Source organism: Acetobacter fabarum, from assembly GCF_040702925.2.
GTDB lineage: Bacteria > Pseudomonadota > Alphaproteobacteria > Acetobacterales > Acetobacteraceae > Acetobacter > Acetobacter fabarum_B.
The window spans coordinates 1-14,173 of record NZ_JBFCXX020000015.1 but is presented as its reverse complement, the minus strand read 5'-3'; the positions used below and the strand labels follow the sequence as shown (position 1 = coordinate 14,173).

Genomic DNA, 14,173 nt, shown 5'->3' with positions numbered 1-14,173 from the left:
CGCGTGTGTACGGCTGACCGGGAATCCTCTCAGTATGCTTTGAACAGGTTCTTCTGTTTATGTCCTATCCATTTTTTGCCTGCAGCCAGCGGAACTGGCTGTGGCTTATGGCCGCGTGCGCACTCCCCTGCGCCGCAAGCCCCGGCTTGGCCGCAACTGTTGTGACCCTCCCACGGGTGGATATTTCCACCGCGCAGGAAGATGCCGCTCTGGCCGATAACCTTTTAAGTGCGTCACAGGTCGATCAAAGCTCGGCCCGCATGTCCCGCCTTTCCAGCCCGGATGCGGCGTCGCTCTTCCGTAACCAGCCGGGTTTCAGCAGTTACGGCGGGGGGCGGCTGGCCAATCTGCCCGTGCTCAACGGCATGGCGGATGACCGGGTTGCAACCGTGGTGGATGGCGTGCGCGTCAACCCCGCATGCCCCAACCACATGAATCCCGCACTCTCCTACATCGACCCTGACAGTGTGGAGACTGCAACCGCCATTGCAGGACTGACATCAGTCAGCAATGGGGGGGACAGTCTGGGCGGTACCATTGATGTGGAACGCGCGGACCCGCGCTTTGCCCGCCATGGCAAAATCCTGTTTACCGGGCGCGCACGCGGCACCTACCGCAGCAATGGTGGCGGCTATTCCGCCGCAGGCAGCATGACCGTGGCCAACGACACCTTCAGCCTGCGCTACAATGCTTCCTACGACCAGTCGGAGGACTACAGCGGCGGCGGCGACATAGGGAGGGTCGGCTCGACCGAATACGTGCGTTACACGCATGACGTTACTCTGGGCGTCCATAAGAAAAATCACCTGCTGGTTCTGACCTTTGGCCAGCAGGATGCCCCGCGGGAAGGGTTTGCCAACCAGTACATGGACATGACCAACAACCGCTCCACCTACGTAAACGGCAAATATGTGGGGGACTTCAACTGGGGCACACTGGAAGCCCGTGGCCACTGGCAGCGCGTCGCCCACACCATGAACATGCTGGATGACAAGGGCGGGCACTCCACCACAAAAGGCATGCCCATGAATGATGACCAGCGCTCGGCTGGTTATTCCATCAAGGCCACAATTCCTCTGGCCCGCCAGCACACACTGCGCCTTGGCAGTTCATTCGACCATGAAGGACTGAAAGACTGGTGGCCTCCCCTTGAAGGTAGTCCGATGATGGGGCCGAACACCTTCAACAACATCAATAACGGCCATAGGGACCGACTGGGCCATTTTGCGGAATGGGAAGCCCAGTGGACCCCCCGCGTCTCCACCCTGCTTGGCCTGCGCAATGATCTGATCATGATGAATACGGGCAATGTTTCGCCCTATTCCTCCATGAGCATGATGGGCATGGGCATGATGAGCATGGGCAATGCCGATGCTGCCGCCGCCAAAGACTTTAACGCCAGCAGCCATGGGCGCACCGACGTAAACTTTGATGTTACCGCCCTGACGCGCTGGAAAACCACAGATAGCCTGACCATAGAGGCAGGCTATGCCCGCAAGTCCCGCGCTCCCAACCTGTATGAGCGCTATGCGTGGGGGCAGGGTGGCATGTCCTCCAAAATGATCGGCTGGTTTGGTGACGGCAACGGCTATGTTGGGAACCTGAACCTGAAATCCGAAATCGGGAACACGGCCAGCGTGACATTTGACTGGCATGACCCGACCTCTGCCCAGAGGTGGGAGCTGAAGGTGCAGCCCTATTACACCTATGTGCACAATTACATTAACGTTAATTTCGTGAAAAACCTGAGCCCCAACAGTAACCAGTATATTTTTGAAAACCATGATGCCCAGATGTACGGCATTAACACCTCTGGCCATTATACGGTGTGGAATACAAGCCGTTACGGCAAAGGGGAAATAACCGGCGTGCTCAACTGGGTTCGCGGGCAGGACAAGGTCACCCATACCGGCCTGTACCAGCAGATGCCCCTGAACGGCACACTGGGCCTGAACGAAACCGTAGGCCCATGGACCGGCCGGGCAGAAATGAACTTTGTCAAAGCCAAGGATACCGTGGACTCACTCCGTAACGAGCCCCGCACCCCCGGTTATGCGCTGCTGAACCTGAACGGCAGCTACAACTGGAAAATGATGACCCTGACAGCAGGGATCGATAACGTGCTGAATCAGGCCTACTACATGCCTCTTGGCGGTATTCTGACATACGACTTAAAGCGCGATGGCACACGCATGCCCATGCCGGGCATGGGCCGTTCGTTCAACGTCAGTCTTTCTGCCACCTTCTGATTTTTTGACCGTCTTTTACATACAGAAATACCGTGCGCTTCACCAGCGCACGGTATTTTTTAAACCTGATGATAAAAACAAACGCTTTTAGTAAGTAGATGGCCGGTGCAGGCTGGAGACCAGCTTGATGATCGTATGCGCCCGCAGAGCAGCAGGACCACCCTCCGTGCCATAACCGGAATCCTTGACCCCGCCAAACGGCACTTCTGGCACACCAATACCGTGGTGGTTAATGGCCACCATACCAGCTTCGAGCTTTTCGCCCAGCAAACGCTGGGTGCGCTCGCAACGCGTGTAAACATACGCGGCCAGACCATAGGGAAGGCGATTTGCCTCCTTGAGCGCATCCGCCATTTCGGAAAACTCATCCATAATGGCGATCGGGCCGAATGGTTCTTCCTGCATCACCCGCATATCCAGCGTGGGTTTAAGCACCAGCGTGGGCGGAAAGAAAAAGCCCTTGTCGGGCAGAGCCGTATCGGGCTGCCACACCTGCGCGCCCTTGGCGCGGGCATCATCCACCAGTTCGGTCAATGCCCTGACGCGCCGTTCGTTAATAACGGGGCCCATGGTCACACCCTCGTCCAGACCACGGCCAATTTTGAGCGCGCTCATCTGGGCCTTGAACTTTTCAATAAACGCGGCGGCAATGTCCTTGTGCAGCAAAAAGCGGGTGGGGGCTATGCACACCTGCCCGGCATTACGGAACTTGGCGGCCGCCACACGCTCGGCCGCCTGGTCCAGATCCGCATCCCGGCAGACAATCACCGGACCATGGCCACCCAGTTCCATGGTCACCGGCTTCATCTGCCCACCGGCCAGCGCGGCCAGATGCTTGCCCACGGGGGTGGAGCCAGTAAAGGAAATCTTGCGCACCACGGGATGGGCGATCAGATACTCCGAAATCTCCGCTGGCGTGCCATAAACCAGAGACACTGCCCCTGCGGGAATACCCGCATCACAAAAACAGCGGATAAGTTCGGCAGGGGAGGCTGGCGTGTCTTCCGGTGCTTTGACAATAACGCCACACCCGGCCCCAAGTGCTGCCCCCAGCTTGCGGGCGATCTGGTTGATGGGGAAGTTCCACGGCGTAAAGGCAGCCACCACACCAATGGGGCGGTGCAGCACGCGCTGTTCAACATCTGGCACGCGCGCGGGCACCAGTTCGTCGTTCAGGCGGCGGCCTTCCTCACCAAAATATTCGATCACACCGGCGGCGGCATTAATTTCTATCACGGCCTGAGCCAGAGGCTTGCCCTGTTCACGGCTCATGATCCGGCCAATGGCATCTGCACGCTCACGCAGCAGGTCGGCAGCCTTGCGCATGATCGCGTAACGCTCCCATGCACTCAGGTTGCGCCATGCATCATAACCCACAGCGGCACCAGCCACCGTTTTATCCAGGTCGGCAACAGAGGCATGGGCAACCTTGCCAATAAGCTCGCCACTGGCAGGGTCCAGAATAGGGAGTGTACGGCCATCGGCCGCATCCTGCCACTGTCCTGCGATCAGAAGCTGGGTGTTGATTGGTGTCTCTGACATATGCATCTCTCAGCCAAAATGAACAGGTATGGTGCTAACCCGGTTATGCCCACACAAGCGTCAGTCACTCACCATCTTCCGCCCGCGTACGCAAGAGGTCCACTGTATTTTACGCCCTGTGGCGGTGCCCGCAAAAAGCCGGGTGTATAATGGCAGACCACACGCAGCCGGGCAAAGTATGTTTTACCCTCCGCCCGCCATCTGTCCCTTACCGTATTCAGGCAGAAGCACCTTCGTTCTTGAGCACCATGGGCAGCCCTGCCGCCACAAACACCACCTTGCCCACACAGGCTGCCAGACGCTGGTGCAAAAGCCCGGCCTCGTCCCGGAAGCGCCGCCCCAGCGGGCTTTGGGGCACAATACCCAGCCCGACCTCGTTCCCCACCATCACTGTAGGAGCGGTACGTGCATGCAAACTGGCAAGCAGGGCTGTGATGGGGCCTTCCACCTCCCGCCCGTCGAGTAAAAGATTGGTCAGCCACAAGGTCAGGCAGTCCAGCAAAACCGGAGTGCTGGCGTGCTGCTGGAGCACATCGGCCACATTCAGGGCTTCTTCCACCGTCTGCCAGCCTGCACTGGCGCGCTCGCACTTATGCCGGGCAATGCGGTCATGCATTTCATCATCAAATGCGCGGCCTGTGGCCAGATATATTCTTGGGCCGGGCAAAGCTGTTATGGCGTTCTCGGCAAAGCGGCTTTTGCCCGATCTTGCGCCACCCAGCACAAGCAGGCTACCTGCGGCACCTCCCTTGTGGAGATCGAGCCTTACACTGTGCATACGCGCGTCTGCCCCTGTTTCCATTTGCGTGAACCTCCATAACAGCACACAATTACCACCATGCCCTCTTCTTCCATCCCTCCCCAGTCCGGCCCGTTTTCCTCCATGCCTGCGCTGGAAGCCCTGTGCGCGGACCTCCCTCCCCCCAGCCTGCAGGCACAACAGGCTATAGCGCAGAGAGAGGTGGAACTCACCAAACCACCCGGCAGCCTCGGCCATCTGGAGGAGATGACACGCTGGCTAGGCGGATGGCAACACAGCGCGTCCCCCCCGCTGGAACACGTGCAGGTGCTCATTTTTGCGGGTAATCATGGTGTTATGGCGCACCATGTCTCGCCCTGGCCTGTGGAGGTCACGGCCCAGATGGTGCAGAACTTTGAGCAGGGCGGGGCCGCCATTAACCAGCTTGCCCGCGTAGCACAGGCGGAACTGGCTGTAGTGGCACTTAACAATCTGGCCCCTACCGCGGATTTCACCACCAGCCCGGCCATGACGGAGCAGGATTTTCTGGCCGCCGTGCAGGTCGGCTTTAACGCTGTGCCCCGGACATGCGACCTGCTCTGTCTGGGTGAAATGGGCATAGGCAACACAACTGCCGCCTCTGCCCTGTGCGCAGCCCTGACCCGCCAGAGCGGTGCAGACTGGGCCGGCCAGGGCACCGGGCTGGACACCGCGGGCACGGCACATAAAGCCGGGGTTATAGACATTGCACTCCAGCACCATGCCGCCCATCTGGCACACCCGCTGGAAGTGGCACGCCGTCTGGGCGGGTACGAACTGGCCGCAACGCTGGGGGCCACCCTTGCAGCGCGGCTGATGCATATTCCCGTCATACTCGATGGGTTTGTCTGTACCGCAGCGGTAGCACCTCTGGCGCACCTGCACCCCGATGCGCTGGCGCATACCGCCCTCTCCCACTGCCCGACCGAAACAGGCCATACCGCCCGACTGGCCCGGCTCCTGCATATGCGGCCCATTTTAAGCGGGCTTGGCCTGCGCCTTGGAGAAGGCTCTGGCGCCGCACTGGCCATTCCCATCCTGCGGGCGGCTGTTGCGTGCCATACGGGCATGGCGACCTTTGCCCAAGCTGCTGTTTCTGAAAAAACATGACATCCACCCGACCCAGCGGCTGGCTGGACAGGCGCAGACTGGACCTTGCATGCGGCCTGAGCCTGCTGACACGCCTGCCCTCCATCTGGCTGGCTCCTCCTGCGGACAGAAACAGCACCCAACCCTGGCCACTGGCCAGATCAATCTGGTGCTGGCCGGTTATTGCCACCCTGATCGGGGCGTTAACCGGCAGTGTGCTGGCTGCACTCCGTATGGCGCATGTCCCCCCCCTTGCCGCCGCTGGTCTGGCCCTTGCCTGCCAGAGCATCCTGACAGGCGGCCTGCATGAAGATGGACTGGCAGATATGGCCGATGGCTGTGGTGGCAGTACACCAGAGCGCAGGCTGGCCCTCATGCGGGACAGCCATGTGGGCAGTTACGGCGTTATGGCCCTTGGGCTAAGCCTGCTTGTACGCGCAGCAGCTCTGGCGGCACTCCCCGTATGGGCAAGCATTGGGGTATGCGCCACAGCCGCCTGCCTTGCCAGAATGGCCATGCTGCTGGTGCCTGCCCTTGTGCCCCCGGCCCGTGCCGACGGGCTGGCCCGCATGCTCTTCCCCCTTCCCCTTCCTTCCCTGTGGAGAGCGGCTTTTATGGCGATGGGGGTCATGACCTGCCTGAACGTTCTGGCATATGGCCACGCAGGGCTGAGCCTGTGGCCCTCTCTGGCACTTATGGCGGCACCTGCGGGCATCGGCTGCGCCACGGCAGCACTTGTTGCATTATGCGCCAGACGTCTGCTTGGTGGTTTTACAGGGGATGTGCTGGGGTGCTGCGCAGTGGTGGCGGAGTGCCTGCTTCTGAGCTTTTACGCGGCATTAGCCTAAGTGTTTAGTCCCGTGGATTGATGGGTTGGATTGATGATGAATCTTTCTGGCTCTGAAGTCCATATTTTGCAGACATATTCGTAAGGGGTGAGGCCACTCAGGATCTTGAGCCATCACCCGAAGTTATAGGCCGCCATGAAGTCGTTGAGGTGTGTCCTCAACTGCGCATGGCTGCCCTCAGCAGTCTGGACTTCGGCAATATCGATGTGAAAAAAGCCTATGGGATAGCGTTTGAAGCGCTGTCGTTTTGGCTTGCCTCTCTCTATGTCCGCAAGCCGTGAGATCTCGTGACGCTGAAAGCAGCGATGCAGGGCGAGCATGTCAGATGAGGAATGCTGGCCTGCAGGGCATAAAGGCAGTCATCCAGCAGCAGTAAAGTATGCCGGCGAAAAGCGATTGCCATGGCTTCTTCGGTTTCTGTCAGGCTCGTTGATCGTGGCTCTTTAAGGCCAGTGTTCTGATCTTCGACAGTCTGGTGATTGGGCCATTTTGCAACTGTTTTCGGGTTGATCCCGAACTCCTTGCTCAGCGCCGCGAGCGAAGCCTGCGATCGCTATATTGCTCCTCGCACAGCGTGCGTGGTCGGGGCGCTCCCATGACGTATCTGCCCCATGATGCTTCCTTCCACTCACGTGAAAATATCACACCATCAAACCACGGGACTAAACACCTAGTCCGGCATCAACCACAACACGTTCGATGAGTCGGGCGGGCGGGCGGAACGTAAATCATGAGGTTGGAGACAACATAAACTTGTAGGGTATATCGGGCAGAAACCCTATATACTTCGTCTTTTACGGGGCAGATATTGGGATCTATAAATATCCATATTATGTCTCAAGAATGACGAATTTTTTATATCGGCGCAATCTGTGTTCACGCTCAGGCTGAAAACAATGGAGTGCTGACAGAGAAAACGGCCCGATACATTCAATGTTTCCTTTTTCGGGTCGCTTTAGGAGCGACCCGTGACCTGTCAGGAGTTGACTGGAGCGTATGAAAAACAGGCCTTCTCCGTCAGAGGGCGGAGCGCCAGTCTGTCACCAGTTCGTAGGGCATAGGGTGATTTTTTTCTCCATAAGGAAAAGCGCGTGAGCGGCAATCGGTCCAATCGCACAGATGGCAGGTCAGGCCGACTGGAGCAGGCGGGGCCTGAAGGTTCAGGCTGTCAGCATAAATAATTTCCTTGGCGCGTTCAATTGAACAGCCCATTGCAATGGTGGAGATGGGCGGCGCCTGATGGTAGTTGGTTTTGGCTCCGGTGATCGTTCTGGCAAAGGTCAGAAATGTTTTGCCATTCGTAAATTCAACGATATCCACATGAAATCTCCCCGGTGTCAGAAATGCGGTACAGGCATTCCAGCGCGGGCATGGGTTGCCTTGTTGCAGGATGGGAAAACCGCAGGCGGAAAAACTTTTGATAATATTGCCTGCAGGGTCAACGCGCGCGAAAAAAAATGGCACACCGCGTTCACCGGGTTTTTGCAGGCTTGTCAGTCGATGTGCTGCCTGATGAAACGAAACACCAAAATGGGCAGCCAGATTTTCTATATCGTAACGCAGGGCGCGGGCCTTCTGTACAAATGTCATATAGGGCATGAGAAGGGCTGCGGCAGCGTAATTGGCCAGTCCGATACGCATGAACATGTCGGTTTCTTTGCTGATAGGTCCGTAAGCATTGATGATGGGCGCCATGACAGAATTGGCTTCGAGCATCATGAGGTGTGAACAGAGCAGAAAACCGCGACTTTCACGAGGCATTTGTTCCGAAATAATCAGAATGCGCGAGGTAGGGTCATAATGTTTCAGCTTCCCATCCAGAAGGGAAACCTGAACGATAATGCCATGATGGCGCCGCAGGCGCGAAGCAACCGCACGGTTGGTTTCATAGGGGGGCAGGGATTCGCCTTCGGGCAGGCCATTATCTCGCGCCAACTGGTATCTGACGGATTCTGCGAAACTTTCCAGTTCGTCAAAGTAGTTGTTTCGTGTCTCGTAAAGCTGGCGCAGTGCATCCTGCGGCAGAATGATTGGATGGGTGTGCGCCTGTGCGTCCTGTGGCGTACGCCTGGCCGCACAGGCTGTTTTGTACAGGCTGAGAATGGCCCGTGCAATGGTAGGCTGCGTGGCCATAACAGCAATTTCATGAACAGGAATATCGCTCTGCCCTCCCAGAGTGGGGTCGGCCAGTGCTTCAAGAAGCTGGGCTTCCAGACGATGTTCCTCAATTCCTGACAGCGCTTCGATTGAAACGTCAAGAATGCGGGTCAGCTTGATAAGCAGTGGCGCGGTGACAGTGCGCTGGTCATGTTCGATCAGGTTCAGATAACTGGTGGAAATACCCAGTCGGCCAGCCAGGGCCTGCTGGGTAAAGTTCCGTTCATGCCTCAGGCGGCGAATGATACGGCCTATGCGTGCTCCGGTCATGTCGATCGTCTTCTTTTCTTCTTTTTCTTATAAAGAGGACTACGTGTAAAGAAGTTTACAGTATTACTGTTTTTCTCTGCCTTCTGTTGTGGAAAATATTTCCCGTAGATGCTTACCATGAGCTTGCCGAAAACAAGAAGGAAAACAAGGCAATGGTTATCAACTCTATCGAAACCTTCATGAGCAGCCCTAGGTTTGATGGTATCCGGCGGGACTATACGGCTCAGGATGTCGCCCAGCTTTCAGGCTCGTTTCAAATCGAGCATACGCTGGCACGTATGGGGGCAGAGCGTCTTTGGTCCTTGCTGCATAATGAACCTTATATCCACGCGCTGGGTGCTTTGACGGGCAATCAGGCCATGCAGCAGGTCAAGGCAGGGCTGAAAGCCATTTATCTCTCTGGCTGGCAGGTGGCGGCGGACGCCAATCTGATGGGAGAGATGTACCCGGATCAGTCTTTGTACCCGTCTAACTCTGTACCCAGCGTTGTCAGCCGTATCAATAATGCCCTGCGCAGGTGCGATGAGATTTCACGCCTCGAAAACGATACCTCCCACTACTGGATGGCACCGATCGTGGCGGATGCCGAGGCCGGGTTTGGCGGGCCTCTGAATGTGTTCGAAATGATGCGCGCCATGATAGCGGCTGGCGCGGCTGGCGTCCATTATGAGGACCAGCTTGCGTCCGAGAAGAAGTGCGGCCATCTGGGTGGCAAGGTGCTGATTCCCATTGCGCAGCATATCCGCTCGCTCAATGCGGCGCGGTTGGCGGCGGATGTTGAAAGGGTGCCCACGGTGCTGGTGTGCCGTACGGACAGCCATGCGGCGCAGCTTCTGACATCGGATGTGGATGAGCGGGACCGGCCCTTCCTGACCGAAGAGCGTACGCCTGAAGGGTTCTTCCGTATCCGTGAGGGGCTTGGGGTGAAATACGCCATCGCCCGCTCGCTGGCATACGCGCCATATGCCGATCTGCTGTGGTGGGAGACGTCAGAGCCGAATCTGAAAGAAGCCGAAGAGTTTGCCAATGCCATTCACAAGCAGTTTCCGGGCAAGATGCTGGCCTATAACTGCTCACCATCCTTTAATTGGAAGAAGAAGCTCTCGCCAAAGGAAATAGCGACCTTCCAGCAGACAATCGGGAAGATGGGGTACAAATTCCAGTTTGTGACGCTGGCTGGATTTCACGCGCTTAATCACTCCATGTTCCAACTGGCGCATGGCTATGCCTCCCGGGGTATGGAAGCGTATTCTGAACTCCAGCAGGAGGAATTCGCCGCCGAGGCCAGCGGCTACACTGCTACCCGTCATCAACGGGAGGTGGGAACAGGCTGGTTTGATGCCGTTGCCGTCGCGTTGAGCGGTGGGCGGTCCTCCACGACCGCCATGTGTGGCTCAACCGAGCTTGAGCAGTTTCATCACTGAGCCGTGTTTCTGGTCTGTCCCTGAAGTAAGGGAGGGCTGAGCGGTACAACACGGTAGTCAAGCATATCTGCGCATGCCTGACCACCGTGTGATGGAGTGAAAACCATGACGTATATGACTATTGGCACCCTGCGGGTTAACCGTGGATTGTATGATTTTCTGGCGGACGAAGCCCTGCCGCATACCGGCGTAACGCCTGATGCGTTCTGGGGTGGAGTGGGCAGAATTGTAAACGCCATTGGCCCACATGTGCGCGAAAAACTGGCACGCCGTGCGCAATTGCAGTCCCAGATTGATGTCTTTATGGCGCGCGAGCATGAGTGTACGCCCGCACGGCATGAGGAATTTCTGCGTGAAATCGGATATCTGGTTGATGAGCCACGCCCGTTTGTGATTGCAACGGATAATGTGGATACAGAACTGACACAGCAGCCCGGCCCACAGCTTGTTGTACCCATAACCAATGCGCGTTATGTGCTGAATGCCGTTAACGCCCGATGGGGAAGCGTGTACGATGCCCTGTACGGCACAGACGCCATCGCCAGAGAGTGCGCGCTCCAGCCGGGGCAGACATACAATGCTGTAAGAGGGCAAGTTGTCATCCGACGTGTGCGCGCCTTTCTGGATGAGATCGCTCCCTTGATGACGGGTAGCCATGCGGATGTGGTTTCGTACTACATACAACATGGTGAACTGCACGCAAAGCTGGAATGCGGGCGCACGACAGGCCTGTGTCAGCCGGGACAGTTTGTCGGTTTTTCCGGGGAGGTAAACGCGCTCAAGACTCTTCTGCTGCGCAATCATCATTTACATGTTGAGCTTCGTTTTGACCGCCATTCTCTCATTGGCGAGCAGGACAAGGCGGGTATAGCGGATGTGGTTCTGGAATCCGCTGTCAGTACCATTATTGATGCGGAGGACAGTGTAGCGGCAGTGGATGCCCAGGATAAGGTGCAGGTTTATCGAAACTGGCTGCATCTCATGCAGGGAACACTGACAGCGGATGTGCCCGGGGCTGAAGGCGTGTACACCCGGCGTCTGGCACAGGACAGGCATTACTGCACTCCCGATGGCGCGCCATTGGTACTTTCAGGCCGTAGCCTGATGCTTTTCAGAAGTGTCGGATGGCATATGAGCACGGATGCTGTGCTGGATGATGAAGGCAGGGCTGTTGCTGAAAGTATTCTTGATGTCGCCGTAGCGGCAGCTATTGCCATACATGACATCAAAGGGCTTGGCTGTTTCAGAAACAGCATGAAAGGGTCTGTCTATATTGTAAGGCCCAAAATGCACGGACCGGAAGAAGTGGCTCTTTCCGTTGATCTTTTCAGCGCCGTGGAAGAGATTCTGGGGTTGGCGGCAGGTGCTCTCAAAATGGGCCTGATGGATGAAGAAAGGAGAACCAGCGTCAATCTGGCAGCCTGTCTGTACGCCGCGCGGGACCGGGTATTTTTCATCAATACCGGCTTTCTTGATCGTACGGGAGACGAAATCCATACCACCATGCAAGCGGGCGCTGTCGTCCGGAAGGGCGACATGAAACAGGCATGCTGGATGGCCGCCTATGAACAGCGCAATGTCGCCATTGGTCTGGCGTGTGGCCTGCGCGGACATGCACAGATTGGCAAGGGTATGTGGGCGATGCCTGACCGCATGGCGGATATGCTGGCCAGCAAGGGAGCCCAGTTGGAAGCAGGCGCCAGCACAGCCTGGGTTCCCTCACCAACAGCGGCAACATTACATGCGCTGCATTATCATATGAACGACGTCCGGCATACGCAGCTTCTTCTTTCCCGCGTGGCGCCCCAACCGGTGGCGGAACTGCTGGTTCTGCCCGTGGAAAAAGATGTCACACGCTGGTCTGAGGCCGAAATAGCCGCGGAGCTGGATACCAACCTGCAGGGTATTCTCGGTTATGTGGTTAGGTGGGTAGATATGGGTATCGGCTGTTCCAAGGTGCCTGATCTGAATGGTGTCGGGTTGATGGAAGACCGCGCGACGTTGCGTATTTCCTCACAGCATATCGGCAACTGGCTTGTCCATGGCATTGTAACATCCAGACAGGTTGAAAAAGCTCTGCATCGCATGGCGGCGATTGTGGATGCCCAGAATGCCGATGCACCGGATTACCGCCCGCTGCTGGGTGATATGGAAGGACCAGCCTACCGCGCGGCACAGGAACTGGTGTTTGAAGGGGCCAGTCAGCCTTGTGGTTATACGGAAGAAATTCTGCACCGTTACCGCAGGATCGCCAAGGAACGGGATTGTGGCTCACGCGCTGGTGTGTTGGCGGCCTAGTGTTCATCTGCATGAAATGAACCGGAGTGAACATTGTGTTTCCTCCGGTGCCTGCGTATGGCGTGCTGTTTTTAGGCGCGCGCCGTGGTTTGTCTGGCGTTTCCGTTCTGATGTTCCTGCTTTGCCGGACAGTGGGGGTTTTTATGGTGCAGGCATTTTTTATCCTGCTTTTCTTTCAGTTTCTAGGGACAGTCTTGCAGGATGGTTTTCATCTATCCGTGCCGGGGCCAGTGATCGGCATGTTTATTCTGGCGGGCAGTCTTATTGCCCGGAAACAGTATGCCACAAGGCGGCATATGCGCGTGGCCGGTTCAGCCGCGCCTGACCTTGTGACGGAGCAGGAGGCCATCCCGCAGGATCTGGCGCGTGTGACGCGTAGTCTGGTTGGGGCTCTTGGTCTGCTGTTTGTGCCTGCGGGAGCTGGCATAGCTGGCCAGTTTGCCGTGCTGCGCACTAATGCATGGCCTGTCTGTGTGGCTCTTGTAGGGTCCACACTGCTGGGGCTGGTGGTGACGGCACTTGTCATGCACGCCATGACACAGGGCCACGCCCCGCCGGAAAACCTGAGCGATAATGGGGGGCAGGTGCTTTAGTCATGACAACGCAATTATGGCATCAGGTGCAGGAATACGCATTTCTTTCCCCCTCATCCGCCGCGTTGGTGTGGCTGTGCGTTACGCTGGGTTCTTATGGGATTGCCGTGCGGGTGCAGATTTTGTGCGGGCGTGCGCCATGGGTCAATCCGGTTCTGCTCTCAATTCTTACAGTCGTGATGCTGATGTTCTGCACCGGCACATCTTACGAAACTTATTTTCGCAGTACAGGCATGATTCATTTCCTGCTTGGCCCGGCTACGGTGGCGCTGGCTGTGCCGCTAGCCCAGTCCATAGGACTTGTCCTGCGTAGTCTGCCTGCCATGATTCTGGCTCTGTTGGCTGGATCTGTTACTTCTGTCATCAGTGGTGTCGGGCTGGTACTGCTATGCGGCGGATCGCAGGATGTGGCGCTGTCAATGGCCCCCAAAGCAGTCACAACCCCCATTGCTATTGCCATTACGCGACAGATAGGGGGCATAGCGCCCCTTACCGCGGTATTTGCCATTGTGGGGGGAATTATTGCTGCCATGTGTGGAGAACCACTTTTAAGGCGTTTTGGCGTGCATGATTGGAGGGCGCATGGTCTGGCGGCCGGTATTGCGGGCAGCGGCATCGCAGCCGCCCAGATTGCACAACGTGACCCGGTAGGAGCAGCCTTTGCTGCCTTGGGTATCGGGCTGAATGGTCTGGTTACAGCGCTGCTTGTGCCGCTGTTGTTGCATATATTTCACTAGCGGGTGTTCTGTACTTTCTGGCCTGATTGGTGCAGGAGAGATGTATGAATACTGCGCGCAAACCGTATCCTTCTGATACACTCAGCAGTCTGGATTTCGGCAATATCGATGTGAAAAAAGCCTATGGGATAGCGTTTGAAGCGCTGTCGTTTTGGCTTGCCTCTCTCTATGTCCGCAAGCCGTGAGAT

The 14,173-nt window shown here is 57.0% G+C and carries 10 protein-coding genes and 2 pseudogenes; 7 read left to right on the top strand and 5 right to left on the bottom strand.

From position 1 onward, the window contains the following. The first annotated feature begins 59 nt into the window (after positions 1 to 59). Complete coding sequence (locus tag AB2L51_RS10910; protein WP_395582570.1) at positions 60 to 2,249, top strand: TonB-dependent receptor; 2,190 nt, start codon at positions 60 to 62, stop codon at positions 2,247 to 2,249. An 87-nt stretch (positions 2,250 to 2,336) separates the two neighbouring features. Here AB2L51_RS10910 and AB2L51_RS10905 read toward each other — a convergent pair whose 3' ends face one another. Next, a complete protein-coding gene (locus AB2L51_RS10905; protein ID WP_395582572.1) occupies positions 2,337 to 3,791 on the bottom strand; it encodes an NAD-dependent succinate-semialdehyde dehydrogenase in 1,455 nt (484 codons plus the stop codon). A gap of 217 nt (positions 3,792 to 4,008) precedes the next feature. Then, positions 4,009 to 4,569, bottom strand: a complete 561-nt coding sequence (gene cobU, locus AB2L51_RS10900) for a bifunctional adenosylcobinamide kinase/adenosylcobinamide-phosphate guanylyltransferase (protein WP_395582581.1) — start codon at positions 4,567 to 4,569, stop codon at positions 4,009 to 4,011. Between the two features lie 60 nt (positions 4,570 to 4,629). On the opposite strand from cobU, the gene cobT reads away from it, so the two are divergent. Continuing rightward, positions 4,630 to 5,679, top strand: coding sequence for a nicotinate-nucleotide--dimethylbenzimidazole phosphoribosyltransferase (gene cobT / locus AB2L51_RS10895; protein ID WP_395582573.1), 1,050 nt, complete (start codon positions 4,630 to 4,632; stop codon positions 5,677 to 5,679). Continuing rightward, entirely contained in the window at positions 5,676 to 6,506 is an 831-nt protein-coding gene (locus AB2L51_RS10890) for an adenosylcobinamide-GDP ribazoletransferase (protein WP_395582574.1), read from the top strand. The genes cobT and AB2L51_RS10890 overlap by 4 nt, the downstream gene beginning before the upstream one ends. On the opposite strand, the pseudogene AB2L51_RS10885 reads toward AB2L51_RS10890, so the two are convergent. Both AB2L51_RS10885 and AB2L51_RS10880 read right to left on the bottom strand, forming a co-directional pair. Beyond that, positions 6,503 to 7,119 (bottom strand): annotated as a pseudogene (locus AB2L51_RS10885) (transposase family protein). The gene AB2L51_RS10890 and the pseudogene AB2L51_RS10885 sit on opposite strands and share 4 nt — an antisense overlap. Before the next feature lie 404 nt (positions 7,120 to 7,523). Beyond that, a complete protein-coding gene (locus AB2L51_RS10880) occupies positions 7,524 to 8,933 on the bottom strand; it encodes a helix-turn-helix domain-containing protein (RefSeq protein ID WP_395582575.1) in 1,410 nt (469 codons plus the stop codon). Positions 8,934 to 9,085: 152 nt separating this feature from the next. Between AB2L51_RS10880 and aceA the strand changes: the two genes are divergently transcribed. The 4 genes from aceA (at position 9,086) to AB2L51_RS10860 (ending at position 13,985) form a co-directional block, all read left to right on the top strand. Next, on the top strand, positions 9,086 to 10,357 hold the full coding sequence (gene aceA / locus AB2L51_RS10875) for an isocitrate lyase (protein ID WP_395582576.1): 1,272 nt from the start codon (positions 9,086 to 9,088) through the stop codon (positions 10,355 to 10,357). A 105-nt stretch (positions 10,358 to 10,462) separates the two neighbouring features. Then, a complete protein-coding gene (locus AB2L51_RS10870) occupies positions 10,463 to 12,655 on the top strand; it encodes a malate synthase G (RefSeq protein ID WP_395582577.1) in 2,193 nt (730 codons plus the stop codon). Between the two features lie 26 nt (positions 12,656 to 12,681). Beyond that, on the top strand, positions 12,682 to 13,248 hold the full coding sequence (locus AB2L51_RS10865; RefSeq protein ID WP_395582578.1) for a CidA/LrgA family protein: 567 nt from the start codon (positions 12,682 to 12,684) through the stop codon (positions 13,246 to 13,248). A gap of 2 nt (positions 13,249 to 13,250) precedes the next feature. Further along, entirely contained in the window at positions 13,251 to 13,985 is a 735-nt protein-coding gene (locus AB2L51_RS10860; protein WP_395582579.1) for an LrgB family protein, read from the top strand. An 86-nt stretch (positions 13,986 to 14,071) separates the two neighbouring features. On the opposite strand, the pseudogene AB2L51_RS10855 reads toward AB2L51_RS10860, so the two are convergent. Next, positions 14,072 to 14,173, bottom strand: a pseudogene (locus AB2L51_RS10855) (IS481 family transposase); the annotation flags it as partial.